Annotated in this window: 24 protein-coding genes and 2 tRNA genes; 10 read left to right on the forward strand and 16 right to left on the reverse strand. The window is 67.3% G+C overall.

Annotated elements, in window-relative coordinates; genetic code table 11:
- Positions 1-26: 26 nt before the first annotated feature.
- The 3 genes from rpmB (at position 27) to G6N28_RS02090 (ending at position 912) form a co-directional block, all read left to right on the forward strand.
- Positions 27-218, forward strand: coding sequence for a 50S ribosomal protein L28 (gene rpmB, locus G6N28_RS02080; RefSeq protein WP_128109065.1), 192 nt, complete (start codon positions 27-29; stop codon positions 216-218).
- Positions 219-314: 96 nt separating this feature from the next.
- A complete protein-coding gene (locus G6N28_RS02085; RefSeq protein ID WP_163896813.1) occupies positions 315-530 on the forward strand; it encodes a hypothetical protein in 216 nt (71 codons plus the stop codon).
- A 46-nt stretch (positions 531-576) separates the two neighbouring features.
- Positions 577-912 carry a hypothetical protein gene (locus tag G6N28_RS02090; RefSeq protein WP_163896814.1) on the forward strand — a complete coding sequence of 112 codons (336 nt, stop codon included), beginning with the start codon at positions 577-579 and terminating at the stop codon, positions 910-912.
- Between the two features lie 72 nt (positions 913-984).
- Here G6N28_RS02090 and G6N28_RS02095 read toward each other — a convergent pair whose 3' ends face one another.
- From G6N28_RS02095 to G6N28_RS02105, 3 genes are read right to left on the reverse strand one after another with little or no spacing between them, the layout of a single operon-like run.
- Positions 985-1,668: a uracil-DNA glycosylase gene (locus tag G6N28_RS02095; protein ID WP_163896815.1), complete on the reverse strand. Its 684-nt coding sequence runs from the start codon at positions 1,666-1,668 to the stop codon at positions 985-987.
- On the reverse strand, positions 1,665-1,955 hold the full coding sequence (locus G6N28_RS02100) for a DUF1330 domain-containing protein (RefSeq protein ID WP_163896816.1): 291 nt from the start codon (positions 1,953-1,955) through the stop codon (positions 1,665-1,667). The genes G6N28_RS02095 and G6N28_RS02100 overlap by 4 nt, the downstream gene beginning before the upstream one ends.
- 15 nt (positions 1,956-1,970) lie before the next feature.
- On the reverse strand, positions 1,971-2,930 hold the full coding sequence (locus tag G6N28_RS02105) for a thiamine-phosphate kinase (protein ID WP_163896817.1): 960 nt from the start codon (positions 2,928-2,930) through the stop codon (positions 1,971-1,973).
- A 72-nt stretch (positions 2,931-3,002) separates the two neighbouring features.
- On the opposite strand from G6N28_RS02105, the gene G6N28_RS02110 reads away from it, so the two are divergent.
- Positions 3,003-3,542, forward strand: a complete 540-nt coding sequence (locus G6N28_RS02110) for a DUF3515 domain-containing protein (RefSeq protein WP_163896818.1) — start codon at positions 3,003-3,005, stop codon at positions 3,540-3,542.
- 96 nt (positions 3,543-3,638) lie between these two features.
- On the opposite strand, the gene G6N28_RS02115 is transcribed toward G6N28_RS02110, so the two are convergent.
- The 3 genes from G6N28_RS02115 to G6N28_RS02125 all read right to left on the reverse strand — a co-directional run bounded on the left by G6N28_RS02115 (position 3,639) and on the right by G6N28_RS02125 (position 6,931).
- Complete coding sequence (locus G6N28_RS02115; RefSeq protein ID WP_163905744.1) at positions 3,639-4,730, reverse strand: D-alanine--D-alanine ligase family protein; 1,092 nt, start codon at positions 4,728-4,730, stop codon at positions 3,639-3,641.
- Positions 4,731-4,824: 94 nt separating this feature from the next.
- Positions 4,825-5,928 (reverse strand): cystathionine gamma-lyase, encoded by a 1,104-nt coding sequence (locus G6N28_RS02120; RefSeq protein ID WP_163896819.1) that lies wholly within the window; start codon positions 5,926-5,928, stop codon positions 4,825-4,827.
- Positions 5,929-5,932: 4 nt separating this feature from the next.
- Positions 5,933-6,931, reverse strand: a complete 999-nt coding sequence (locus G6N28_RS02125; RefSeq protein WP_235674441.1) for an NAD(P)H-dependent glycerol-3-phosphate dehydrogenase — start codon at positions 6,929-6,931, stop codon at positions 5,933-5,935.
- A gap of 35 nt (positions 6,932-6,966) precedes the next feature.
- Here G6N28_RS02125 and cofC point away from each other — a divergent pair, with 35 nt between their 5' ends.
- The 3 genes from cofC to mutT1 are packed head-to-tail and all read left to right on the forward strand — an operon-like array spanning position 6,967 to position 10,872.
- On the forward strand, positions 6,967-7,620 hold the full coding sequence (gene cofC / locus G6N28_RS02130) for a 2-phospho-L-lactate guanylyltransferase (protein WP_407664938.1): 654 nt from the start codon (positions 6,967-6,969) through the stop codon (positions 7,618-7,620).
- Positions 7,621-7,676: 56 nt separating this feature from the next.
- Positions 7,677-9,896: an RNA degradosome polyphosphate kinase gene (locus G6N28_RS02135; protein WP_163896821.1), complete on the forward strand. Its 2,220-nt coding sequence runs from the start codon at positions 7,677-7,679 to the stop codon at positions 9,894-9,896.
- A gap of 49 nt (positions 9,897-9,945) precedes the next feature.
- Positions 9,946-10,872, forward strand: coding sequence for an 8-oxo-(d)GTP phosphatase MutT1 (gene mutT1 / locus G6N28_RS02140; RefSeq protein ID WP_163896822.1), 927 nt, complete (start codon positions 9,946-9,948; stop codon positions 10,870-10,872).
- A 94-nt stretch (positions 10,873-10,966) separates the two neighbouring features.
- Here the strand turns inward: mutT1 and G6N28_RS02145 are convergent, their stop codons facing one another.
- From G6N28_RS02145 to leuC, 3 genes are all read right to left on the reverse strand, one after another.
- A complete protein-coding gene (locus G6N28_RS02145; protein WP_163896823.1) occupies positions 10,967-11,572 on the reverse strand; it encodes an HU family DNA-binding protein in 606 nt (201 codons plus the stop codon).
- A 190-nt stretch (positions 11,573-11,762) separates the two neighbouring features.
- Positions 11,763-12,356 (reverse strand): 3-isopropylmalate dehydratase small subunit, encoded by a 594-nt coding sequence (gene leuD, locus G6N28_RS02150; protein ID WP_163896824.1) that lies wholly within the window; start codon positions 12,354-12,356, stop codon positions 11,763-11,765.
- 10 nt (positions 12,357-12,366) lie between these two features.
- Complete coding sequence (gene leuC / locus G6N28_RS02155; protein ID WP_163896825.1) at positions 12,367-13,812, reverse strand: 3-isopropylmalate dehydratase large subunit; 1,446 nt, start codon at positions 13,810-13,812, stop codon at positions 12,367-12,369.
- 38 nt (positions 13,813-13,850) lie between these two features.
- Between leuC and G6N28_RS02160 the strand changes: the two genes are divergently transcribed.
- A complete protein-coding gene (locus G6N28_RS02160; RefSeq protein ID WP_163896826.1) occupies positions 13,851-14,552 on the forward strand; it encodes an IclR family transcriptional regulator in 702 nt (233 codons plus the stop codon).
- 90 nt (positions 14,553-14,642) lie between these two features.
- Here the strand turns inward: G6N28_RS02160 and G6N28_RS02165 are convergent.
- The 4 genes from G6N28_RS02165 to G6N28_RS02180 all read right to left on the reverse strand — a co-directional run bounded on the left by G6N28_RS02165 (position 14,643) and on the right by G6N28_RS02180 (position 17,233).
- Positions 14,643-14,715 (reverse strand) — tRNA-Glu (locus tag G6N28_RS02165).
- A gap of 62 nt (positions 14,716-14,777) precedes the next feature.
- Positions 14,778-14,852: transfer RNA gene (locus G6N28_RS02170), tRNA-Gln, on the reverse strand.
- A 120-nt stretch (positions 14,853-14,972) separates the two neighbouring features.
- Positions 14,973-16,442 carry a glutamate--tRNA ligase gene (gltX, locus tag G6N28_RS02175; RefSeq protein ID WP_163896827.1) on the reverse strand — a complete coding sequence of 490 codons (1,470 nt, stop codon included), beginning with the start codon at positions 16,440-16,442 and terminating at the stop codon, positions 14,973-14,975.
- A complete protein-coding gene (locus G6N28_RS02180) occupies positions 16,442-17,233 on the reverse strand; it encodes a fumarylacetoacetate hydrolase family protein (RefSeq protein WP_163896828.1) in 792 nt (263 codons plus the stop codon). The genes gltX and G6N28_RS02180 overlap by 1 nt, the downstream gene beginning before the upstream one ends.
- Positions 17,234-17,375: 142 nt before the next feature.
- On the opposite strand from G6N28_RS02180, the gene G6N28_RS02185 reads away from it, so the two are divergent.
- Complete coding sequence (locus G6N28_RS02185; RefSeq protein WP_163905748.1) at positions 17,376-18,551, forward strand: MFS transporter; 1,176 nt, start codon at positions 17,376-17,378, stop codon at positions 18,549-18,551.
- A 43-nt stretch (positions 18,552-18,594) separates the two neighbouring features.
- On the opposite strand, the gene G6N28_RS02190 is transcribed toward G6N28_RS02185, so the two are convergent.
- Together G6N28_RS02190 and serA are read right to left on the reverse strand one after the other, a co-directional pair.
- Positions 18,595-19,605, reverse strand: a complete 1,011-nt coding sequence (locus G6N28_RS02190) for a 3-isopropylmalate dehydrogenase (RefSeq protein WP_163896829.1) — start codon at positions 19,603-19,605, stop codon at positions 18,595-18,597.
- Complete coding sequence (gene serA, locus G6N28_RS02195; protein WP_163896830.1) at positions 19,602-21,188, reverse strand: phosphoglycerate dehydrogenase; 1,587 nt, start codon at positions 21,186-21,188, stop codon at positions 19,602-19,604. The genes G6N28_RS02190 and serA overlap by 4 nt, the downstream gene beginning before the upstream one ends.
- Before the next feature lie 54 nt (positions 21,189-21,242).
- On the opposite strand from serA, the gene G6N28_RS02200 reads away from it, so the two are divergent.
- The gene (locus tag G6N28_RS02200) at positions 21,243-22,673 is read left to right on the forward strand and encodes a phytoene desaturase family protein (RefSeq protein ID WP_179962003.1); all 1,431 of its coding nucleotides are present in this window, start codon (positions 21,243-21,245) and stop codon (positions 22,671-22,673) included.
- A gap of 63 nt (positions 22,674-22,736) precedes the next feature.
- Here the strand turns inward: G6N28_RS02200 and ilvC are convergent, their stop codons facing one another.
- Complete coding sequence (gene ilvC / locus G6N28_RS02205) at positions 22,737-23,738, reverse strand: ketol-acid reductoisomerase (protein ID WP_179962157.1); 1,002 nt, start codon at positions 23,736-23,738, stop codon at positions 22,737-22,739.
- Positions 23,739-23,781 lie beyond the last annotated feature (43 nt).

Below are 23,781 nucleotides of genomic sequence, written 5' to 3' on the forward strand. Positions count from 1 at the left end.
AGTACTGATTTCGAGGAGTTCTACATATGGCTGCCGTCTGCGATATCTGCGGGAAGGGCCCCGGCTTCGGCAAGTCGGTGTCGCACTCCCATCGCCGGACCAGCCGTCGGTGGGATCCGAACATCCAGACCGTGCACGCTGCCGGTCCGGGCGGCAACAAGAAGCGCATCAACGCGTGCACGTCGTGCATCAAGGCCGGAAAGGTCGCCCGCGGCTGACGTTGGCGACAGCGGCGGCGTTTAGCGGTTCAGCGGGCGGGTACCGCTGACCGCGAGGCTGGGCGCAGGGCCTGGCCAGAAGGAACGGTCACGCATATGCACGCTGGAATCGCTCGCCCCGCACTCGCCGCTGTCGGCGCTCTGGCCGCTGGTTGGCTGCTGGTCGCATGTGGCGGCACCGAAACGACCGACACGGAGACCACGACAACGACGACCACCCAAGCGCCGGAAACAACCGAGGGCGACAACACCATCGAGATTCCGACGCCGAACATCGATGTTCCCGAAGTGACCATGACGCCGGCGCCCTGATTTCGCGGGCGTTTGAGCGGCGCCCTACCGGGTAAGCCGTTGCTCCATGACCTCACGCGGAGCATCAAGACCGAAACTGTTCGTGCTGGCCTCCGGAATCGCGGTGGCGTCGTTATTGACGGCCTGCGGCGGAGACGGCTCCGGCGATTCCGAGACCACGACGACAACGACGACCTCGGAGACCACCATGGAGACGACGGAGACGACGGTCGAAACGACCGTTGAGCCGACGGTGACAACCGAGCCGGCACCCGCGCCGCCCCCGGGTGAGCCCACCGAGGGCGACGGCACCATCGAGATCCCGGTGCCGGACATCCCGTCGCCGCCACCCATTCCGTCGCCGCCGCCGATCCCGTCCCCGCCGCCGATCCCGGGCACGTAGAGGTCCAAAGGGACATTTGGGCGGGAAGGTGCGAGTAGAAACCGCCGAAACGTCGATCTCGGCGCGGGCCAGCTAGGGCAGGCGCCAGTCGATCGGGTCGGTGCCCAACTTGTCGAGCAGCTCGTTGGCCCGGCTGAACGGCCGCGAGCCGAAGAACCCGCGCGATGCCGAAAGCGGCGACGGGTGCGGTGACTCGATCGACACACAGTCGCTGCCCTCGAGCATCGGCTTCAACGTGGACGCGTCGCGCCCCCACAGCACCGCCACCAGCGGTTGCCCGCGGGCGACCAGCGCCCTGATCGCACATTCGGTCACCGCTTCCCATCCTTTGCCGCGATGCGACGCGGGGCTGCCGGGTCGCACGGTCAGCACCCTGTTGAGAAGCATCACGCCGCGCTCTGCCCACGGTGTGAGATCGCCCGTCGCCGGCGGCGGATAACCGAGGTCCTTGCTGTACTCGGTGAAGATGTTTTCCAGGCTCCGCGGCAGCGGACGCACGTTCGCGGCCACCGAGAAGCTCAACCCGACCGCGTGGCCGGGGGTGGGATAGGGATCCTGGCCGACGATGAGCACCCTGACCCGCTCGAACGGGAAGGTGAAGGCCCGCAACACATTCTGACCGGCAGGCAGGTAACCGTTGCCCGCGGCCAGCTCCGCGCGCAGAAATTCCCCCATCCGGGCGACCTGCGGGGCCACCGGCTCCAGCGCTGCGGCCCAACCGTCGTCGACGAGTTCACGCAGTGGCCGCGCCGTCACGAGATTCCCTTGACCAACTGCACCACGGTGTCCGCACCTGCGCGACGGTCTTTGGAGATCTCTTGGTACTCAGGTGATTCAGCCCACTTACGAAACGACGCTTCGTCAGGAAACGACATCAGAACCACCTTCTCTCGATCCGACTGGCCTTCCACCACCTGGGGAGCGTCGTCGGCGGCAAGCAGCGTCCCAGCATGCCGTTGAAAGACCTCCATGAAACGCGCCTGGTACCGGTCGTAGGCGTGTCGATCCGTGAACTTCAACTGAGCGATCGCGTACACCGTCACGATCCGTCACCCTAACTAGTCAAACGACTGCCAGCCGGTATCTCCCCGCCATTGGGCGCCGTCGACCAGCACCTGCGGCGCCCCCTCGAGCACCCGCCCGATCACCCGCCAGCCCTCCGGCGGCGCGGCGGCGAACGCTGCGACCAACGCGTGGTCCTCGCCGCCGCCGAGCACCCACTCCCACGGGTCGACGCCGACGGCCGCGGCCGCGGCGTCGACGGCGTCGCGATCGCCGCCAAGCGTGTCGGTGGACACGTCGATGACCACACCGGAAGCTGCGGCGATGTGACCCAGATCGGCCAGCAGTCCATCGGACACATCGGTCATCGCGGTGGCACCCGCGTCGGCGGCGGCGCGCCCCTGCCCATACGGCGGCTTGGGCACCAGATGGCGTCGCCGCAATTCATTGAATCCGTCGATATCGTTGTGCCACAGCGCATATCCGGCCATCGAGCGGCCCAATGTGCCGACCACCGCCACGATGTCGCCCACCTGCGCGCCTGCGCGGGTCACCGGTCGGCGCCCGTCGAGGTCGCCCAGCGCGGTCACCGAGATCACCCACTGCGGGGCGCTCACCAGATCACCGCCGGCGATCCCGGCGCCACACAGTTTCGCCTCGTGCCACATCCCGTCGGCCAGTTCCAGCGCCTGCGCCGCCGGGGTGTCCGCCGGCGCGCCGAACGCGACGACGAACGCCGTGGCCCGCGCCCCCATCGCCTCGATGTCGGCGGCGTTCTGAGCGATCGCCTTTCGCCCGATGTCGTGCGGCGTTGACCAGTCGAGCCGGAAGTGCCGGTGGGCGACCAGCATGTCGGTGGACACCACCGTCTTGCCGTCGGGGGTATACAGCACCGCCGCGTCGTCGCCGGGGCCAAGCGCCACCGCGGAGGGTTGATCCCGGTCGGCGACGAGCCGGTCGATCACCGCGAACTCGCCGACCCCTGCCAGGGTCTCGGCCGCATCATCGGTGGCCATGTCACCTCCCTGACGGATCTGGTGTGGGTCAGCCCCTGCGGCGAGGAGTCTATGCGGTCATAGAGTTGAGCCGTGGATGCAGACGAGCGAGACGGCCCGCCGCGCGCACTGCTGATCGCGGCGGTGGTGGTGGCGGTGGGCGCGGCCATCGCCATTCTGGTGATCGCGGCGGTGCGCAAAACCCCCGCCGAGCAACAGGTCGTCGGGATTGTGGCGGTGCCCGCTCCGCAAGCCGAGAGCGCGGACTGCAACGCGCTGACCGCCGCGCTACCGGACAAGCTCGGCGATTTCGACCGTGCCCGTGTCGCCGAACCGGCGCCTGCGGGGGCAGCCGCATGGCGGACCGATCCCGAGCGCGAGGCGATCATCCTGCGCTGCGGGCTCGAGCGGCCCGCCGACTTCGTGGTGGGCGCGCCGCTGCAGGTGGTCGACGCCGTCAATTGGTTTCACGTCCCCGAGCAGGGCCGCGGCACGTGGTACGCCGTCGATCGGCCCGTCTACATCGCGCTCACCCTGCCGCAGGATTCGGGTCCCACACCGATCCAGCAGATCTCGGACGTGATCGCGAAGACCTTGCCTGCCAAACCCATTGATCCGGCGCCGGTCGGTTAGGGACGGCGCCCCCTAGGCGGCGAGCGTGCGCAAACTCGCGGTTTTCACCGGCGTGTCGGCCGCAGACACGCACGCTCGCCGGCAAAGGGAAAGGGGTCAGCGCAGGCCGGTGCCGCGCGCGAGGGCCGTTTCGACCATGGTGGCCAACAACGTCGGATAGTCCACGCCGCTGGCGGCCCACATCCGCGGATACATCGAAATCGTGGTGAAGCCCGGCATGGTGTTGATCTCGTTGATCACCGGGCCGTCGTCGGTGAGGAAGAAGTCGACGCGCGCCAGACCTTGGCAGTCGATAGCGTGAAAGGCGCGAATAGCCAAGGCGCGCACCATATCCGCGACGTCATCGTCGACCTTGGCGGGCACGTCGAGCTCGGCGGCGTCTTCGAGATACTTGGTCGCGAAGTCATAGAAGCCGTTCTCGCCACGCGCAGCGGCGACCACGCGGATCTCGCCGACCGCGCTCGCTTCCACCCGACCGTCCGGGAATTCCAAGACCCCGCATTCCAATTCGCGCCCCGGTACCGCGGCCTCGACGATCACCTTGGGGTCGTGGCGGCGCGCCTGTGAAATCGCTTCGGGCAGCTGATCCCACGCCGTCACCCGGCTGACACCGATCGAGGAGCCCCCACGCGCCGGTTTGACGAAGGCCGGCAGGCCGAGCCGTTCACGCACCTCGAGCTCGAGCGTTTTGTCCCGCGGGCGCAGCACCGCATGGTCGCCGATCGGCAGCCCCGCCGCAGCCAGCAGCTTTTTGGTGAACTCCTTGTCCATCCCTGCCGCGCTGGCCAGTACCCCGGCCCCGACGTACGGCACGCCGGCCAGCTCGAGCAGGCCCTGGATGGTGCCGTCCTCGCCGTACGGCCCGTGCAGCACCGGGAACACCACATCGACCGCGGCGAGTAGCTCCTCGGCGCCCTGCCCGAGCGATATCAGCTGGCCACGACGGCCGGGATCGGCGGCCAAGGCCAGCTCGGTGCCCGATGCCTTGGTCACTTCCGGCAGCCGGCCGTCGGTGATGGCCAGGGCGTCGGGCTCGGCGTCGGTGAGCACCCACGCTCCCTGCGAGGTGATGCCGACGGCCACCACGTCGAAGCGGGCGGGATCGAGGTTGCGCAGGATGCTGCCTGCAGAGACGCAGGAAATCGCGTGCTCGGAGCTGCGTCCGCCGTAGACGACGGCGACCCGCATACGCCCCGAGCCGGAGTCACTGTGGGCAGTCACAACCTAGAGAGGCTACCGTCCCACCCCACCGGGCGGATGCCGACGGCGGCGACGTGCGGTTTCATCCCAGCGCCTGCTCGATGTCGGCGATCAGATCGTCGATGTCCTCGATGCCCAGCGAGATACGCGCGAAGCCCTCGCTGACCGAATCGCCCCAGCGCGCACGCCGGTCGACCGACGTGTGAATTCCGCCGAAGCTGGTCGACGAGATCAACAACGCGCTGCGCTGCACCAACGCGTGCACCGCGGCAGCGTTCTCGAGTTCGACGCCGACGAGGCCGCCGAACCGCTTCATCTGCTGGGTGGCGATCCGATGCGACGGATCGTCCGGCAGTCCGGGGTACCGCACCGAACGCACGGCGGGATGGTTGCGCAGCATCACGGCCAGCGCCAGGGCGTTCTGGGATTGGCGTTCGAACCGCAGCCCCGCACTGCCCAGACCGCGCAGCACCAGCCACGCCTCGAACGCCCCGAGGATCGGCCCGGACAACGTACGTTCCCGCGCCACCGCCGCCATCAGCTCGGGGTGGCTGCCCGCGACGTAGCCGGCGACCAGATCGCTGTGCCCGGACAGTCCTTTGGTGGCACTGGCCACCACCAGGTCAGCGCCCAGCGACAGGGGCTGCTGGCCCAACGGTGTTGCCGTCGTGTTGTCGACCACGAGCGTGGCGTCCCGGCTTCGGCAGCGCATCGCCAGCTGATGGAGATCGACGACGTCCAACCCCGGGTTCGTCGGCGTCTCGGCGAGTACGACGTCGGCGTCTGTCGACGCGTCGTACATGTCGGCACAAACCGCCTCGACCACCGTGACTCCTTGCGGCGCAAGATACTCAGCGGCATACCGGCGGACCTGGTAGTAGCCGTCTGCCGGGATGACGAGCTTCGTTCCCGCTTTGGCCAGCACACGCAACACGGCGGTGATCGCGGCCATCCCGGAACCGAAAGTCAACGCCGTTGCGGCGCCTTCGAGTTCGGCCAAGGCCGCCTCGAGACGACGCCATGTCGGGTTGGAGTTGCGGCCGTAGTAATCCAGGGGCTCGGTTTCGTCGGGTGAGAGATGGTAGGCGGCAGCCGGAACCGGTGACGGCATCACGGGGGTGCCCGGAATGGCTTCTGTGCCCACGGCTTTGACGCTGCGGGTGGAGTCCCCGTATTGGGCGTCCACGCCGTCACTCCGGTTTCGTGCTACGCCCGAGCAGCAGGGCGACCGCCTCGTCGACGGACAACCCCTTGTGGCAGACCCGCACGACGGCCTCGGTGAGCGGCATCTCCACGTCATAGCTCTGCGCAAGCGAAAGGACCGCCTGAGATGAGGCGACACCTTCGGCGACTTGACCGCCGGCGGCCTGCAGCGCGGATTCCATCGTGCCGCCGCGGCCGAGGTGGTAGCCAAAGGACCGGTTACGCGAATGCGGTGAGATGCACGTGGCGACCAGGTCACCGATCCCGGCCAATCCGGCCAGCGTGGCCGGCTTGGCGCCCAACGCGATTCCGAGACGCATGATTTCAGCGAGGCCCCGGGTGATGATGGCCGCTGCGGTGTTCTCCCCCAGACCCACTCCGGCGGCCATTCCCGATGCCAGCGCGATGACGTTCTTGCATGCGCCCCCGACCTCGGCGCCGATGACGTCGGCGTTGGTGTAGGGCCGAAAGTAGCCGGTGGACATGGCGCGCTGCAGCGTGACCGCGCGTCCGGAGTCGCTGCAGGCCACCACGGTGGCGGCCGGTTGCTCCTCGACAATCTCGCTGGCCAGGTTGGGCCCGGTGACCACGGCGACGCGTGCCGCGTCGGCCCCGGTGACTTGCACGATCACCTGGCTCATCCGCATGAGGGTGTCCAGTTCGATGCCCTTGGCCAGGCTCACCAACGTCACGTCGTCGCCGATGGCGTTCTTCCACTGCTCGAGGTTGGTGCGCAGCGTCTGCGCCGGAACCGCCAGCAGCACGGTGCACGCCCCGTAAAGCGCGTCGGCGGGGTCGCTGGTGGCGCGGATCGACGACGGCAGCGCGGCGTCACCGAGATAGGTGGTGTTGCGATGGGTACGGTTGATCTCGTCGGCCAGCTCTGCACGACGGGCCCACAACCTCACCTCGGTGCCGGCGTCGGCCAGCACCTTGGCCAGCGCCGTCCCCCACGCACCGGCACCCATCACCGCTGCCTTGACCACGCCTTCACCCTAGCGCGGCCGGCGCGGCTGGCAGGATGACGCTCATGAGCGGGCCACTGGACGGCGACATCGGCCTGGTGATCGCGGTCAAGCGACTCGGCGCCGCCAAGACCAGGCTGGCTCCGGTGTTCTCCGCGGGCACCCGGGAGAACGTGGTGTTGGCCATGTTGATCGACACCATCACCGCCGCGTCGGCGGTACCAGCGGTGCGCGCGATCAGCGTCGTCACACCCGATGAGGGCGCCGCCGACGCCGCCCGCCGACTCGGCGCGCGCGTGCTGCCCGATCCGACCCCACAAGGCCATCGCGACCCGCTGAACAACGCGATTGCGGTCGCGGAGGCTGCGGTGCGCGAAGAGACACCCAATATCGTTGTGCTGCAAGGTGATCTACCGGCGTTGCAACCGCAAGAGCTGGCAGACGCGATCGACACCGGCCGTAAGTACCGGCGCAGCTTCGTCGGCGACCGGCACGGCACCGGCACCTCGGCACTGCTGGCGTTCGGGGTGGCGTTGCTGCCGCAGTTCGGACCTGATTCGGCTCAGCGCCATCGCAACTCCGGTGCCATCGAACTGACCGGGGCGTGGCCCGGCCTGCGTTGCGACATCGACACCCCCGACGATCTGCTGGTCGCGCGGCGTCTCGGGGTCGGCGCGGCGACCGCGGCCGCCATCGGTTCAGCGCGGTGAGTGCCCGGCACCGCTGACGGTGGCACGACCACCGGTGGATAAGGGATCATCGAAGGATGACGGAAGCCGAAATCCAGATCCGCGCCGAGAATGCGAGGTCGACCTCCAGCGCTGCTCAGACGGCGCCGACGGACGGCGCCTCGGGGCGACCAGACCGGCTGTCCTCGGCGGATTCGGCACCCAAAGCACCGCCGGCGGCGACGGCGCCGACGGTCGAGGATCCACTTCCCGAGGACCGCTATCTCAACCGCGAATTGAGTTGGCTGGATTTCAACGCGCGGGTGCTGGCGCTCGCCGCCGACACCTCCCTGCCGTTGCTGGAGCGGGCCAAGTTCCTCGCCATCTTCGCGTCAAACCTCGACGAGTTCTACATGGTGCGCGTCGCGGGCCTCAAACGCCGCCACGAGATGGGACTGTCTGTACGTTCTGCCGACGGCCTGTCGCCGAAGGAACAACTGCGACGCATCGGCGAACGCACCCAACAGATCGCGGCCAGGCACGCCCATGTCTTCCTCGACTCCGTGCGGCCGGCGCTTGCCGACGAAGGCATCGTCATCGTGACGTGGTCCGAGCTCGACGAGGACGAACGCAACCGCCTGTCCACCTACTTTCACGAGCAGGTGTTCCCCGTACTGACCCCGTTGGCGGTCGATCCGGCCCACCCGTTCCCGTTTGTGAGCGGGCTGAGCCTGAATCTGGCGATCACCGTCAAGCATCCTGAGAACGGCGGCCAGCATTTCGCCCGAATCAAGGTGCCCGACAACGTGGACCGGTTCGTCGAGCTCAGCGGTCGCGACGGCAATTCCACGGTCACCCGGTTCCTTCCGATGGAGGAACTGATCGCAGCGTTTCTTCCGGTGCTGTTCCCCGGCATGGAGATCGTCGAGCATCACGCGTTCCGCATCACCCGCAACGCGGATTTCGAGGTCGAGGAAGATCGCGACGAGGACCTCCTGCAGGCGCTTGAGCGCGAACTGGCACGGCGACGCTTCGGTTCGCCGGTGCGCCTAGAAGTTTCCGACGACATGACAGAGGGCATGCTCGAGTTGCTGCTGCGTGAACTCGAGGTGGACACCAACGACGTCATCGAAGTGCCGGGCCTGCTGGATCTCTCCGCGCTGTGGCAGATCTACAATCTGGACCGGCCCGCCCTCAAGGACCGGCCGTTCGTGCCCGCCACGCCGCCCGCGTTCGGCGAACGCGAGACGCCGAAGAGCATCTTCGCGACGTTGCGTGACGGCGATGTGCTCGTGCATCACCCCTACGATTCGTTCTCCACGACGGTGCAACGGTTTATCGAGCAGGCCGCCGCGGACCCCAACGTGTTGGCGATCAAGCAGACGCTGTATCGCACCTCGGGCGACTCGCCGATCGTCAACTCCCTCATCGACGCCGCCGAAGCCGGTAAGCAGGTGGTGGCGCTGGTCGAGATCAAGGCGCGCTTCGACGAACAGGCCAACATCAAGTGGGCCCGCACGCTGGAACAGGCGGGTGTGCACGTGGTGTACGGACTCGTCGGGCTGAAAACCCATTGCAAGACCGCGCTGGTGGTGCGCCGGGAAGGCTCGACGATCCGGCGCTACTGCCATATCGGCACCGGCAACTACAACAGCAAGACGGCGCGGTTGTATGAGGACATCGGCCTTCTGACCGCCGCGCCTGACATCGGCGCGGACCTGACCGACCTGTTCAACTCGCTGACCGGCTACTCGCGCAAGGAGTCGTACCGCAACCTGTTGGTCGCGCCCTACGGGGTTCGCAAGGGCATCATCGAACGCATCGAACGCGAAATCGCCGCCACCCTGGACGGCGGCGAAGGTCGGATCCGGCTGAAGGCCAACGCATTGGTCGACGAGCAGGTCATCGACGCGCTCTATCGGGCGTCGCAGGCCGGCGTGCGCGTGGAGGTCGTGGTGCGGGGCATCTGCGCGCTACGGCCGCAGGCCCCGGGATTCTCCGAGAACATCGTGGTGCGCTCGATCCTCGGCCGCTTTCTCGAGCACTCGCGGATTATTCACTTCAGCGCCATCGACGAGTTCTGGATCGGCAGCGCCGACATGATGCATCGTAATCTCGATCGGCGGGTGGAAGTGATGGCGCAGGTGAAGGACCGGCGGCTGAAGGCGCAACTGCACGACATATTCGAGTCCGCGATGGACCCGGCCACCCGCTGCTGGGAGTTGGGTATGGACGGTAAATGGACGGCCTCGCCTCAGCACGGCGAGACGGTGCGCGACCATCAGATGTCACTGATGGAGAGTCGCCGGCATCCCTGAGCCGATGATGCAGGGTTTTCGCTGGCCGGATTGAACTGCAGGAGTTGACGTGCCGAAGGAGACCTCTGACGTCGTTCGGGACGAGAAGACGGTGTATGCCGCGGGCGCGGTGCTGTGGCGCCCCAACGGCGATCCGGCCGCGCCGGAGGTCGCGATCGTTCACCGTCCCCGCTACGACGACTGGTCGTTACCCAAGGGCAAGGTGGATCCCGGCGAAACCGAACCGGTCACCGCGGTACGAGAGGTCGCCGAGGAAACCGGATACACCGCGCATCTGGGCCGCCGACTCGCCGCGGTGAGCTATCCCGTCGAGGAGGGCATCAAGAAGGTGCGCTACTGGGCGGCGCGCAGAACCGGCGGCGAATTCAGCCCCAACCCCGAAGTCGACGACCTGAAGTGGTTACCCGTCACCGAGGCGATGAAACAGCTGGAGTACCCGCACGACCGAAAGGTGCTGCGCCACTTCATGAAGCTGCCCGTCGACACCAAGACCGTGCTGATCGTCCGGCACGGCACCGCGGGCCGCAAGTCGCGCTACAAAGGCGACGACCGAAAGCGCCCGTTGGACAAGCGCGGCCGTGCCCAGGCCGAATCGCTCGTCGGGGTGCTGCTGGCATTCGGCGCCGACACCCTCTACGCCGCCGACCGGGTGCGCTGCGAACAGACATTGGAACCGCTGGCAGAGGAGTTGGCAACGGTCATCCGCAAGGAACCGTCGTTGACTGAGGAAGCGTATTCCGATGACCGAAAGGCCGCGCGGCGCCGTGTCCTCGAAATCGCCGCAGGCGACGGTGTGCCGGTGATCTGCACGCAGGGCAAGGTGATCCCGGACCTGATCGAGTGGTGGTGTGAGCGCGACGGCGTGCGCCCGGACAAGTCGCGCAACCGTAAGGGCAGCACCTGGGTGATGTCGCTTTTCGACGGCAAGCTGATCGCCGCGGATCACATCGAGAGCCCGCTGGCCAACCAGAAGTAACGGTCCCGCTTCGACTTCGGAGTTAGTCGACCTACCCAAGCACGCAGATACGCCGTGGGTCGCGTTCGACCCACGGCGTATCCGGCTGTGGAATTTACCTGCGGCCGCGCTTGGCTGCGGCCTTCTTCGCCGGAGCCTTCTTCGCGGTCTTCTTGGCAGTCCGCTTGGTAGCAGCCTTCTTCGCCGGTGCCTTCTTCGCGGTCTTCTTGGCAGTCCGCTTGGTGGCAGCCTTCTTGGCAGTCCGCTTGGCTGCGGCCTTCTTCGCCGGTGCCTTCTTCGCGGTCTTCTTGGCAGTCCGCTTGGTAGCGGCCTTCTTCGCCGGCGACTTCTTGGCGGCCTTCTTGGCTGTCTTCTTCGCAGCCTTTCGGGCCGTAGTCGCTGTCACGCCGCGCTTGACGGCAGGTCCTTCTGCCGGGAGACGCTGCGCTCCAGAGACAACCGCTTTGAACTGCGCGCCTGGCCGAAACGCCGGCACCGAAGTGGGCTTGACTCGCACGGTCTCGCCTGTGCGCGGGTTACGTGCGACGCGAGCGGCGCGACGGCGCCGTTCGAAAACCCCGAAGCCGGTGATGGTGACGCTGTCTCCCCGGTGAACCGCACGCACGATGGTGTCAACGATATTCTCCACCGCAGCGGTTGCCTGCCGACGATCGGTGCCCAGCTTCTCCGTGAGTACGTCGATGAGCTCCGCTTTATTCATGCAAACCTCCGAAACCAGTGGCCCTCCTTGGACCGACTGAGGACACGGTAAACCCATTACCCATTGATTTCCAAGAGCCACGCGCAATTTCAAATGAAACTGGCGAACTTTCTTGCCGCCCTTGAACTCCAGCCGGACGGCTCAAGAACCGGGTTTCGGCGACGGTGATTCGGCTCGCCGGGGCCGTTCGTCAGGCCGGCAGAGTGCGCGGTTTCCAGCTCGGCCGGCGTGCTTCATACGCGTCGATCTCAGCGCATTTCCGCAGCGTAAGGCCTATATCGTCGAGCCCTTCGAGCAGTCGCCAGGCGGTGTAATCGTCAATCGTGAACGGCACCATAACCGTTCCAGCGACGATATTCCGATCTTGAAGATTCACAGTGATTTCCAGGCCTGGCTGCTGCTCGATGAGCTTCCACAACAGTTCAACATCATCCTGAGAAATTTCTGCCGCCAGGAGTCCGGCCTTGCCCGCATTACCCCGAAAAATGTCGGCGAAGCGCGACGAGATAACGACCCGGAAGCCGTAGTCCATGAGCGCCCAGACCGCATGCTCGCGTGACGAACCGGTGCCGAAATCCGGGCCCGCGACCAATACGGACCCCTTGTCGAAGGGCGGCAGATTCAGTACAAAGGACGGATCGTTACGCCAGGCCGCGAACAACCCGTCCTCGAAACCCGTTCGGGTGACCCGCTTCAGATAGGCCGCCGGGATGATCTGGTCGGTGTCCACATTCGAGCGGCGCAGCGGCACCCCGATGCCGGTGTGGGTGCGAAAGGCTTCCATGTCAGCTCCTCTAGCGGGTCGTGGCGTCGGGCAGGTCTGCGGGGGAAGACAAGGTGCCGCGTACCGCCGTGGCGGCGGCGACCGCCGGCGACACCAGGTGAGTGCGGCCGCCTTTTCCTTGCCTGCCTTCGAAGTTGCGGTTGGACGTCGATGCGCACCGTTGGCCTGGTGACAACTGGTCGGGATTCATCCCCAGGCACATCGAGCAACCCGCCTGCCGCCACTCCGCTCCGGCGGCGGTGAAGATCTCGCCGAGACCTTCGGATTCGGCTTGCGCGCGCACCCTCATCGAACCGGGCACGATGAGCATCCGCACCCCGTCGGCGACCTTGCGACCTTTCAGCACGTCCGCCACCACCCGCAGGTCTTCGATTCGGCCGTTGGTGCACGAGCCGACGAACACGGTGTCGACCGCGATGTCCCGCATCGCCATCCCTGGACGAAGGTCCATGTAGGCCAATGCCTTTTCGGCCGCCTGGCGTTCACCGTCGTCGAGCATCAGTTCGGGATCTGGCACACAACCCGATAGCGGCACCCCCTGCCCGGGGTTGGTACCCCAGGTGACGAACGGACTCAGGGTCGTGGCATCGATGTAGACCTCGGTGTCGAACTCGGCGCCGTCATCGGTGCGCAGTCGGCGCCACGCCGCGACCGCCTCGTCCCACTGCGCGCCCCCCGGGGCATGCGGACGATCCCGCAGGAATTCAAACGTCGTCTCGTCGGGCGCCACCATGCCGGCCCGCGCGCCGGCCTCGATGCTCATGTTGCAGATGGTCATCCGGCCCTCCATCGACAGCGATTCGATGGCGCTGCCCCGGTATTCGATGACGTGACCCTGACCTCCGCCGGTTCCGATCTTCGCGATCACCGCCAGGATGATGTCCTTCGCGCTGACCCCGCGCGGCAATTCACCGTCGACGTTGACCGCCATCGTCTTGAACGGGCGCAGCGGCAGGGTCTGCGTCGCGAGCACATGCTCGACTTCCGAGGTGCCGATGCCCATCGCCAACGCGCCGAACGCGCCGTGCGTCGAGGTGTGACTGTCGCCGCACACCACCGTCATGCCGGGCTGGGTCAACCCCAGCTGCGGCCCGATGATGTGCACGATGCCTTGTTCGGCGTCGCCCATCGGATGCAACCGGATGCCGAACTCTGCACAGTTGCGGCGCAGGGTCTCGACTTGGGTGCGGGAGATCGGATCGGCGATCGGCTTGTCGATGTCGATCGTCGGCACGTTGTGGTCCTCGGTCGCGATCGTCAGATCGGGCCGGCGCACGGTGCGCCCGTTGAGCCGCAGCCCGTCGAATGCCTGGGGACTGGTCACTTCGTGCACCAGGTGAAGGTCGATGTAGATCAAATCGGGCTCGCGCGCCGCACCCTCGCCCGTGCCCTCGGCGACGACGTGGTCGGCCCACACTTTCTCCGCCAGAGTGCGCGGCTTGGTGCTGGTAGACATCTTGACTATCTCACAATCTGGGACGCTAGTATCTCCTTATGAGACAGGATAGCGGCATCGGGGTGCTCGACAAAGCCGTGGGCGTCCTGCATGCGGTGGCCGAGTCACCTTGCGGGCTGGCCGAACTGTGCGAGCGCACAGGACTTCCCCGCGCGACCGCGCACCGGCTGGCCGCGGGGCTGGAGACACATCGGCTGCTCGCCCGCAACGGCGACGGTCGGTGGCGGCTGGGTCCGGCGCTGACCGAACTGGCCGGGCAGGTCAACGATCCGCTGTTGACGGCGGGCGCGGTGGTGCTGCCGCGCCTGCGGGAGATCACCGGCGAGAGCGTGCAGCTTTATCGCCGAGAGGGCATCACACGAATCTGTGTGGCCGCATTGGAACCGCCTGCCGGGCTTCGCGATACGGTGCCGGTGGGCACGCGCCTGCCGATGACCGCCGGTTCGGGGGCCAAGGTGCTGTTGGCGTACGCGGATGCGGCGACGCAGCAGGCCGTCCTGCCCACCGCCAAGTTCACCGATCGTGCGCTCGCCGAGGTGCGCAAACGCGGTTGGGCGCAGAGCGTCGCCGAACGCGAACCCGGGGTGGCCAGCGTCTCAGCGCCGGTGCGCGACGGCCGCGGCACGGTGACCGCGGCGGTGTCGGTGTCGGGGCCGATCGACCGGATGGGCCGACGGCCGGGCGTACGGTGGGCCGCTGATCTGTTGGCCGCGGCGGAGGCGCTCACCCGACGGCTGTGACTGCGGGGCCACCCAGGCGCGAGCAGACGCAAAAACCCCCATTTCCACACGAATTTGGGGGTGTTTGCGTCTGCTCGTCGGCTGGTTTTGTACCCCCGATGGGATTCGAACCCACGCTACCGCCGTGAGAGGGCGGCGTCCTAGGCCGCTAGACGACGGGGGCCAGAAGAGCATCCGGACCGCCAGCATAGCTCAGCCGCCGATGTCGGCCTAATCACGCTGGCTTGGCTGGGGTACCAGGACTCGAACCTAGAATGGCTGAACCAGAATCAGCTGTGTTGCCAATTACACCATACCCCACTGGCTACCTATAACCGCTGGTCACAGGCTATTATTCCGGTCCTCCACGCGGAGCGCCGCGGTGCGGCGTCGCTCGTGTCGGACCGACGTGCAGACTACCAAAGATTCGCGACCACCTTCTCAGGCCTCCGTCGCCGCCACGGCGTGCTCGCGCCCCAGGCGTAGCCGGCGCAGGGTGCGCTCACGCCCCAGCAGGTCCAGCGACTCGAACAGGGGCGGGCTGACCGTGGCGCCGGTGGCGGCGACCCGGACCGGGCCGAACGCTTTGCGGGGTTTGAGCCCCAGGTTCTCCAACAGCGAAGCCTTGAGGGCCGCTTCGATCGCTGCGGTGTTCCACTCGTCGAGCCCTTCGAGAGCGGCCAGCGCGGCGTCCAGCACCGGCACGGCCTCCGGTTTGAGCTCTTTGGCCGCGGCCTTCTCGTCGAGCCTGTACTCGTCGTCGTTGAGGAACTTCAGCAGATCCCAGGCATCACCGAGAACCACGATGCGGGTCTGCACCAGATCCGCGGCCTCGGCGAACCGCTTCCCGTCGAGCCCGGTGTCGTACCCGTGGTCGGCGAAGTAGGCCGACAGCCGCGCGGTGAAGTCCTCGGCGCTGAGCATCCGAATGTGTTCGGCGTTGATCGCGTCGGCCTTCTTCTGGTCGAAGCGGGCGGGGTTGGCGTTGACGTCGACGACGTCGAAGGCGGCCACCATCTCGTCGAGCGTGAAGAGGTCGCGGTCGTCGGCGATCCCCCAGCCCAGCAACGCCAGGTAGTTCAGCAGCCCCTCCGGGATGAAACCGCGTTCACGATGAACAAAGAGGTTGGACTGTGGATCGCGCTTCGACAACTTCTTGTTGCCATCCCCCAGAACGGTTGGCAGGTGCGCGAACTCGGGGATACCTTCGGCCACCCCGATTCGGATCAAGGCGCGGTAGAGGGCGATCTGGCGCGGCGTGGACGGCAGCAGGTCGTCACCGCGCAGCACATGGGTGATCTTCATCAGCGCGTCGTCGACCGGATTGACCAACGTGTACAGCGGATCTCCGCTGGCGCGGGTCAACGCGAAGTCGGGCACGCTGCCGGCCGCGAAAGTGGTCTCACCGCGCACCATGTCGTGCCAGGTGATGTCCTCGTCGGGCATTCGCAGCCGCAGCACCGGCCTGCGACCCTCGGCGAGAAACGCCGCCCGCTGCGCCTCGGTGAGGTCACGGTCGAAGTTGTCATAGCCCAGCTTGGGGTTTCGCCCGGCCGCCACATGGCGTGCCTCGACTTCCTCAGCGGTGGAGAAGGCTTCGTACACCTCCCCCGATTCCAGCAGGCGGTTCAGCACGTCGCGATAGATGTCGCCACGCTCGGACTGCCGGTAGGGGCCGTAAGGTCCGCCGATGTCGGGTCCCTCGTCGTAGTCCAGCCCCAGCCATTTCAGCGCATCCAGCAGCGCCAGATAGCTTTCCTCGCTGTCGCGTTGGGCATCGGTGTCCTCCAACCGGAACACGAACGTGCCCCCCGTGTGACGGGCGTACGCCCAGTTGAACAGCGCGGTGCGGATCAACCCGACGTGCGGGGTACCGGTCGGCGACGGGCAGAACCGTACTCGTACCGTCATCACTTTCCTTTGCGGACAACAGGGTTGGTCAGCGTGCCAAGTCCTTCGATGGTGATGCTGACGGTGTCGCCGTCCTCGATGGGGCCGACGCCCGCGGGTGTACCGGTCAGCAGCAGGTCACCGGGCAGCAGCGTCATCACGTGTGAGATCCACTCGACGATCTCCCCGACGCCATGAATCATCAGCGACGTGCGGCTGTCTTGTTTGACCTCGCCGTTGACTTCGGTGCGGACCGCGAGGTCGGAGGGGTCGAGGTCGGTGACGATCCACGGCCCGACCGGGCAGAAGGTGTCGTGTCCTTTGGCGCGGGTCCACTGACCGTCTTTCTTCTGCTGGTCCCGAGCCGACACGTCGTTGGCGATCGTGTAGCCGAGGATGTTGTCGGCGGCGCGCGCCGCGGGCACGTCCTTGCAGGGCCGCCCGATCACCACCGCCAGCTCACCTTCGAAGTGCACCGGGTTGGCGTCGGCGGGCAGCTGGATCGGCACGTTGGGCCCGATGATCGCGGTGTTGGGTTTCATGAAGATCACCGGATCGTCGAACGTGCCGCTGTTGCCCCCCATCTCCTCGACATGCGCGGCGTAGTTCTTGCCCACGCACACCACCTTGGTGGCCAGGATCGGTGCCAGCAGGCGCACGTCGGCCAGCGGCCACTGTCTGCCGGTGAAGTCCGGCGTGCCGAACGGGTGTTCGGCGACCTCGCGGGCGACGGCCTGGGTGGGGTCGTCGGTCGGGCCCTCGATGGTGACGAAGGCCACCCCGTCGGGGCTCGCGATACGGCCAAGGCGCATGGGCTCCAGCCTAATGGCCGCGGTCAGTGCGGATGCGGCCGCTCCCGCGGCGTCGAGATTCCACACTGTGAAATACGAATTCAGCGATGTGAGACCGCCGTGCGACCATGACCTGGTGACCGCCGAATCGACCAGCACCGCAATGCGCTGGTCGATGTTGGCGATCGCGCTGGCGGCGACCACGAGTGCCAATGTGTTCATCAACGGTGTGGCGTTTCTGATTCCGGCGCTGCAGTCCGAACGTGGCCTGAACCTCGCATCGGCCGGGCTGCTGTCTTCGATGGCCGGCTTCGGCTTGGTCGTCACGCTGATCGCATGGGGCTACGTCGTCGACCGGATTGGCGAACGTTTCGTGCTCGCAGTGGGTTCGGCGTTGATCGCGGCCGCGGCGGTCGGTGCCGCTTCGGTGGAGCCACTGTGGGCGGTCGGCGTGTTTCTGTTTCTGGGCGGGATGGCCGCGGCGAGCAGCAATTCGGCCAGCGGGCGGCTGGTGGTCGGCTGGTTTCCCCCCAACCAGCGCGGCCTGGTGATGGGAATCCGGCAGGCCGCGACACCGCTGGGAGTCGCGTTGGGCGCGTTGGTGATTCCCCGCATCGCCGAAAGCTACGGGGTGTCTGCCGCGCTGTTGTTCCCCGCGCTGGTGTGCGGAGTTTCGGCCGTGGTGTGCGCGGTGGCTGTCGTCGACCCGCCCCGGCCGCCGCGCGCGGAGGCAACTCAAGAGGTACTGGCCAACCCGTATCGCGAATCGGGTCTGCTCTGGCGCATCCACGCGGTGTCCGTGCTACTGGTCGTGCCCCAAGCGGTGCTGTGGACGTTCACGCTGGTGTGGTTGATGACCGAACGCGGGTGGTCGGCGGAGTCGGCGGGCGCGATGGTCACGGTGGCGCAGGTGCTCGGCGCAGGCGGGCGCGTCGCCGCGGGCCGGTGGTCGGATCTGCTGGGCTCACGGCTGCGTCCGATCCGCACGATCGCATTGGCGGCGGCCGTCACGATGGGGCTGTTCGCGTTGACGGACTGGCTCGATTCCCCGACCAGCGTGGCGTTGATGGTGATCGCGGCGGTGATCACGGTGTCCGACAACGGGTTGGCGTTCACCGCGATCGCCGAGATCGCGGGCCCGTTCTGGAGCGGGCGCGCACTGGGCGCCCAGAACACCAGCCAGCATCTGGCCAGCGCGGTCGCGGCCCCGTTGTTCGGCGGGTTGATCGGAATGGTCGGTTACGCCGCGGCGTTCGCGGTCTGCGCGCTGCTCCCGTTGGTCGCAGTGCCCGTCGTGCCGGCGGACAACACTTTCGCGAAACGAACCCCAGGCTTGTGATTTCGACCGCGGGCCCGGCCCTGGTGGAGCTCTCGCGAAGAAACTACAGCGACGCCGCGATCCGGTCACCGATCTGCGCGGTGGACAGCTTGTCGTCGCCGCGGGTGGCCAGGTGATGTTCGACGGCCTTGTCGACGCGGGCCGCCGCCTCGTGCTCACCGACATGGGACAGCAGCAGCGCGACCGACATGATCGCCGCGGTCGGGTCGGCGATACCCTGCCCGGCGATGTCGGGCGCGCTGCCGTGCACGGGCTCGAACATCGACGGGTTCGTCCGGGTCGCGTCGATGTTGCCGCTGGCCGCCAACCCGATTCCGCCGCACACCGCGGCGGCGAGGTCGGTGACGATGTCGCCGAAGAGGTTGTCGGTGACGATCACGTCGAACCGGCCGGGGTCGGTGACCATATGAATGGTGGCGGCGTCGACGTGCTGATAGCCGATTTCGACGTCCGGGTAGTCCGCGGCGACCTCCTGCACGGTGCGCCACCACAGCGTTCCCGCATACGTCAACACATTGTTCTTGTGCACCAACGTCAGATGCTTGCGACGCTGCTGGGCTCGGTCGAATGCGTCCTTGACCACCCGGCGCACGCCGAACGCGGTGTTGACGCTGACCTCGGTGGCGACTTCGTTGGGCGTGCCGACGCGGATCGCGCCACCGGTGCCGGTGTATGGGCCTTCGGTGCCCTCGCGCACGACCACGAAGTCGATGTCGGGGTTACCGGCCAGCGGGCTGTTCACCCCCGGATACAACCGGGCCGGACGCAGGTTGATGTGGTGGTCCAGCTCGAAGCGGATCCGCAGCAGCAGACCGCGTTCGAGCAGACCGCTGGGTACAGACGGGTCGCCGATGGCGCCGAGCAGAATCGCGTCGTGGCCGCGTAGTTCGTCGAGCACCGAGTCCGGCAGCACCTCACCGCTGGCGTGATAACGCCGCGCACCGAGGTCGTAGGTCGTCTTCTGCACGCCTGGCAGCACCGCGTCGAGCACTTTGACGGCCTCGCCGACCACCTCGGGGCCGATCCCGTCGCCGGCAACGATCGCGAGTTTCATGACAGGTCCACCACTTCCAGCAGCATCGCGCCGACTGCCTCGCAGATCTCGGTGCGGACCTCGGCGGGCACGTCGCGGTCGATGCGCAGCAGGATCGTCGCGCCGGGACCTTCGCTGTCCTCGCTGAGTTGAGCGGCGTGGATGTTGATGTCGGCGGAGCCGAGCAGGGTGCCGATCTTGCCGAGCGTGCCGGGCTGATCGATGTAGTTGACGATCAGGTACACGCCCTCGGCGCGCAGATCGAAGTTGCGGCCGTTGATCTGGACGATCTTCTCCACCAGTTCCGGCTCCGTCAGCGTGCCCGCGACGTTGGCGGTCGTCCCGTCGGAGTACACCGCCCGCACGTCGACGACGCTGCGGTGACTGGGGCTCTCGCTGGCGGTGCTGATGTCGGCCTGCACCCCGCGTTCGGCGGCGATCGCCGGGGCGTTGACGAACGTCACCGGGTCCTCGATGACGGCGGAGAACAAGCCTCGCAGGGCCGAAAGCCGCAGCACCTCAACATCTTCGGAGGCCAGCTCACCACGCACCTGCACCGACAGCGACGCAGGCAGCTCGTCGCTCAGCACCCCGACGAGCAGACCCAGCTTGCGCACCAGATCCAGCCACGGCGCGACCTCCTCACCAACGACCCCGCCGCCGACGTTGACGGCGTCGGGCACGAACTCCCCGGCCAGCGCGAGCTTCACGCTGGCGGCGACGTCGGTGCCCGCGCGGTCCTGCGCTTCGACGGTGGACGCACCCAGGTGTGGGGTGACGACGACCTCGGGCAGATCGAACAGCGGGCTGTCGGTCGTGGGCTCCTTGGCGAACACGTCGATGCCCGCGGCACGCACGTGTCCGGAGCGCACCGCCTCGGCCAGCGCGTCCTCGTCCACCAACCCGCCGCGCGCGGCGTTGACGATGACCACCCCCGGTTTCGTCTTGGCCAGTGCCTCCTTGCCGATCAGGCCCGCGGTCTCCGGGGTCTTCGGCAGGTGCACGGAGATGAAGTCCGCGCGGCCGAGCAGCTCGTCGAGCGTGAGGAGTTCGATGCCGAGCTGGGCGGCACGCGCCGCCGACACGTACGGGTCGTAGGCGATCACGTGGGCGCCGAAGGCGGCAAGCCGCTGGGCCACCAGCTGGCCGATGCGGCCGAGCCCGACGACGCCGACGGTCTTGCCGTAGATCTCGACGCCGGAGAACGATGAGCGCTTCCACGTGCGCGCACGCAGTGATGCGTCGGCGGCCGGGATCTGACGGGCCGCGGCCAGCATCAGCGCCAGCGCATGCTCGGCGGCGCTGTGGATGTTGGAGGTCGGCGCATTGACGACCAGCACACCGCGCTCGGTGGCGGCGTCGACGTCGACGTTGTCGAGGCCGACGCCGGCACGCGCGACGATCTTGAGTTTGGGGGCTGCGGCCAGCACCTCGGCGTCGACGGTGGTCGCCGAACGCACCAGCAGCGCGTCGGCCTCCGGCACCGCGGCCAGCAGCTTCTCTCGGTCCGGGCCGTCAACCCAGCGGACTTCTACCTGGTCACCCAGGGCGGCGACGGTGGATTCAGCCAACTTGTCGGCGATCAATACAACGGGCAGACTCACCCGGTCAGACTAATGGGCTTCGAAGACGGGGTGGCGGGCGGGAGAATCAGCATCGTGGATGTCAGCGTTGTCGGCAGCGGACCCAACGGGCTGGCCGCCGCCGTCATCTGCGCCAGAGCCGGGCTTTCGGTGCAGGTTTTCGAGGCGCAACCCACCCTCGGTGGCGGTGCCCGCACGCTGCCCGACCCGGAATTCCCCGACGTCGCCCACGACATCTGCTCGGCCGTGCATCCGCTGGCGCTGGCCTCGCCCTTCCTGGCGCAGTTCGACCTGCCGGCCCGGGGCGTGACGTTGCAGGTGCCCGAGATCTCCTATGCCAACCCGCTGCCGGGCAGGCCCGCGGCGGTCGGCTACCACGACCTCGACCGCACCTGCGCCGAACTCGAGCACGGACAGTCGTGGCGGCGGCTGCTGGGCCCGCTGGTCGAGCGCGACGACGCCGTGCTGCAGCTGCTGCTCGGCGACAAGCGGTCGATCCCTCGCGATCCGATCGCCGCGGTGCAGGTGGGCCTGCGCCTGCTCGAGCAGGGCACCCCGGCGTGGCGCGCGCTGTCCGGGGAGGACGCCCGCGCCCTGTTCACCGGTGTTGCCGCCCATGTGATTTCCCAGATGCCGTCGCTGGTGTCGGCGGGCGGCGGGTTGATGCTGGCGACGCTGGCCCACACCGTGGGCTGGCCGATCCCCGTCGGTGGCAGCCAGGCCATCGCCGATGCGTTGATGGCCGACCTGCGTGCCCACGGCGGGTCGATCGTCGCGGGCGAACACATCACCGAACCACCCGAGGGGGTGGTGTTCTACGACACCGCCCCGACCGCGCTGTTGGACATCTACCGCGACGAGCTGCCTGCGCTGTACCGGAAAGCGCTGCAGCGCTATCGGTTCGGGCCAGGCGTAGCCAAGGTGGATTTCGTTGTCTCCGAAGAGATTCCGTGGACCGATTCGCGGCTGGCCGGAGCGCCCACCCTACATATGGGTGGGACCCGTGAGCAGGCCGCACACGCCGAACGCGAGGTCGCCGCGGGCCGCCACGCGCCGTGGCCGATGGTGCTCGCGGCGCTGCCGCATCTGGCCGATCCGTCGCGCATCGACGCGCAGGGCCGCCGCCCGCTGTGGACGTACGCGCATGTGCCGTCGGGATCAGACGTCGATCAGACCGAAACGGTGACCGGCATCTTCGAGCGGTTCGCGCCGGGGTTCCGCGACATCGTCGTGGCCGCGCGGTCGATTCCCGCCGCACGGTTGGCAGACCACAACGCGAACCTCATCGGCGGCGACATCGGCGTCGGCGGCAACACGCTGATGCACGCGCTGGCCGGCCCGACTCCGCGGCTGAACCCCTGGAGCACACCGATTCCCAAGGCGTATCTGTGTTCCTCGGCCACCCCGCCCGGCGGCGGAGTGCACGGCATGTCGGGCTTTTACGCGGCGCGCACCGCGCTGCGGCGCGAGTTCGGCATCAAGACCCTGCCGTCGCTGGCACCGTAACCCAGCGATTTCGGCGCGCAAACGCCCCGTCAGCGGCCATGAGCGCGCCGAAATCGCAGGTAATCAGGCCGTGTCGGTCAGCGGGCGGTCCACCCAGCTCATCAAATCGCGCAGCTTCTTGCCGACGACCTCGATGGGATGCTCGGCGTTCTGCTTGCGGAGTCGCTCGAGTTCCTTGTTGCCGCCTTCGACGTTGGCGACCAGCTTCTTGACGAAGGTGCCGTCCTGGATCTCGGACAGGATCTGCTTCATGCGGCTCTTGGTGTCGGCGTCGATCACCCGCGGCCCGGACAGATAGCCGCCGAACTCGGCGGTGTCGGAGACCGAGTAGTTCATCCGCGCGATGCCGCCCTCATACATCAGGTCGACGATGAGTTTCAGCTCGTGCAGCACCTCGAAGTACGCCAGCTCGGGCGCGTAGCCGGCCTCGACCATCACATCGAAACCAGTCTTGACGAGTTCCTCTGTGCCGCCGCACAACACGGCCTGCTCACCGAACAGGTCGGTCTCGGTCTCGTCCTTGAAGGTGGTCTTGATGACGCCGGCACGGGTGCCGCCGATGCCCTTGGCATACGAGAGCACCAGCGCCTGGCCCTCCCCCTTGGGGTCCTGCTCGACGGCGACCAGGCACGGCACGCCCTTGCCGTCGACGAACTGGCGCCGCACCAGGTGGCCGGGCCCCTTCGGGGCGACCATGCCGACGGTGACGTTGGCAGGCGGCTTGATCAGGCCGAAGTGGATGTTGAGGCCGTGGCCGAAGAACAGCGCGTTGCCGTCCTGCAGGTTCGGCTCGATGTCGCTGGAGAAGATGTCGGCCTGGGCGGTGTCGGGTGCCAGCAGCATGATGACGTCGGCCCACTTGGCCACCTCGGCGGGCGTGTCCACCTCCAGCCCCTGCTCGGTGACCTTCTCGCGGGATTTCGAGCCATCCTTGAGACCCACCTTCACCTGCACCCCGGAGTCGCGCAGGCTCAGCGAGTGCGCATGGCCCTGGCTGCCGTAGCCGATGACGCCGACCTTGCGTCCCTGGATGATCGAAAGATCGGCGTCGTCGTCATAGAACATCTCAACTGCCACAGTTAATCTTCTTCCTGTCTTCGGTTTTCGG

Source organism: Mycolicibacterium pulveris (assembly GCF_010725725.1).
Lineage (GTDB): Bacteria > Actinomycetota > Actinomycetes > Mycobacteriales > Mycobacteriaceae > Mycobacterium > Mycobacterium pulveris.

Coding starts and splice junctions, on each gene's coding strand:
- leuC (WP_163896825.1), bottom strand. CDS start 13,812: ATGTCTACCAGCACCAAGCCGCGCACTCTGGCGGAGAAAGTGTGGGCC.
- G6N28_RS02180 (WP_163896828.1), bottom strand. CDS start 17,233: ATGCGCCTTGGCCGTATCGCGAGCCCCGACGGGGTGGCCTTCGTCACC.
- G6N28_RS02105 (WP_163896817.1), bottom strand. CDS start 2,930: ATGGCCACCGATGATGCGGCCGAGACCCTGGCAGGGGTCGGCGAGTTC.
- G6N28_RS02085 (WP_163896813.1), top strand. CDS start 315: ATGCACGCTGGAATCGCTCGCCCCGCACTCGCCGCTGTCGGCGCTCTG.
- G6N28_RS02185 (WP_163905748.1), top strand. CDS start 17,376: ATGCGCTGGTCGATGTTGGCGATCGCGCTGGCGGCGACCACGAGTGCC.
- G6N28_RS02135 (WP_163896821.1), top strand. CDS start 7,677: ATGACGGAAGCCGAAATCCAGATCCGCGCCGAGAATGCGAGGTCGACC.
- G6N28_RS02145 (WP_163896823.1), bottom strand. CDS start 11,572: ATGAATAAAGCGGAGCTCATCGACGTACTCACGGAGAAGCTGGGCACC.
- leuD (WP_163896824.1), bottom strand. CDS start 12,356: ATGGAAGCCTTTCGCACCCACACCGGCATCGGGGTGCCGCTGCGCCGC.
- G6N28_RS02115 (WP_163905744.1), bottom strand. CDS start 4,730: ATGCGGGTCGCCGTCGTCTACGGCGGACGCAGCTCCGAGCACGCGATT.
- rpmB (WP_128109065.1), top strand. CDS start 27: ATGGCTGCCGTCTGCGATATCTGCGGGAAGGGCCCCGGCTTCGGCAAG.
- G6N28_RS02190 (WP_163896829.1), bottom strand. CDS start 19,605: ATGAAACTCGCGATCGTTGCCGGCGACGGGATCGGCCCCGAGGTGGTC.
- G6N28_RS02160 (WP_163896826.1), top strand. CDS start 13,851: ATGAGACAGGATAGCGGCATCGGGGTGCTCGACAAAGCCGTGGGCGTC.
- cofC (WP_407664938.1), top strand. CDS start 6,967: ATGACGCTCATGAGCGGGCCACTGGACGGCGACATCGGCCTGGTGATC.
- G6N28_RS02090 (WP_163896814.1), top strand. CDS start 577: ATGACCTCACGCGGAGCATCAAGACCGAAACTGTTCGTGCTGGCCTCC.
- ilvC (WP_179962157.1), bottom strand. CDS start 23,738: ATGTTCTATGACGACGACGCCGATCTTTCGATCATCCAGGGACGCAAG.
- gltX (WP_163896827.1), bottom strand. CDS start 16,442: ATGACGGTACGAGTACGGTTCTGCCCGTCGCCGACCGGTACCCCGCAC.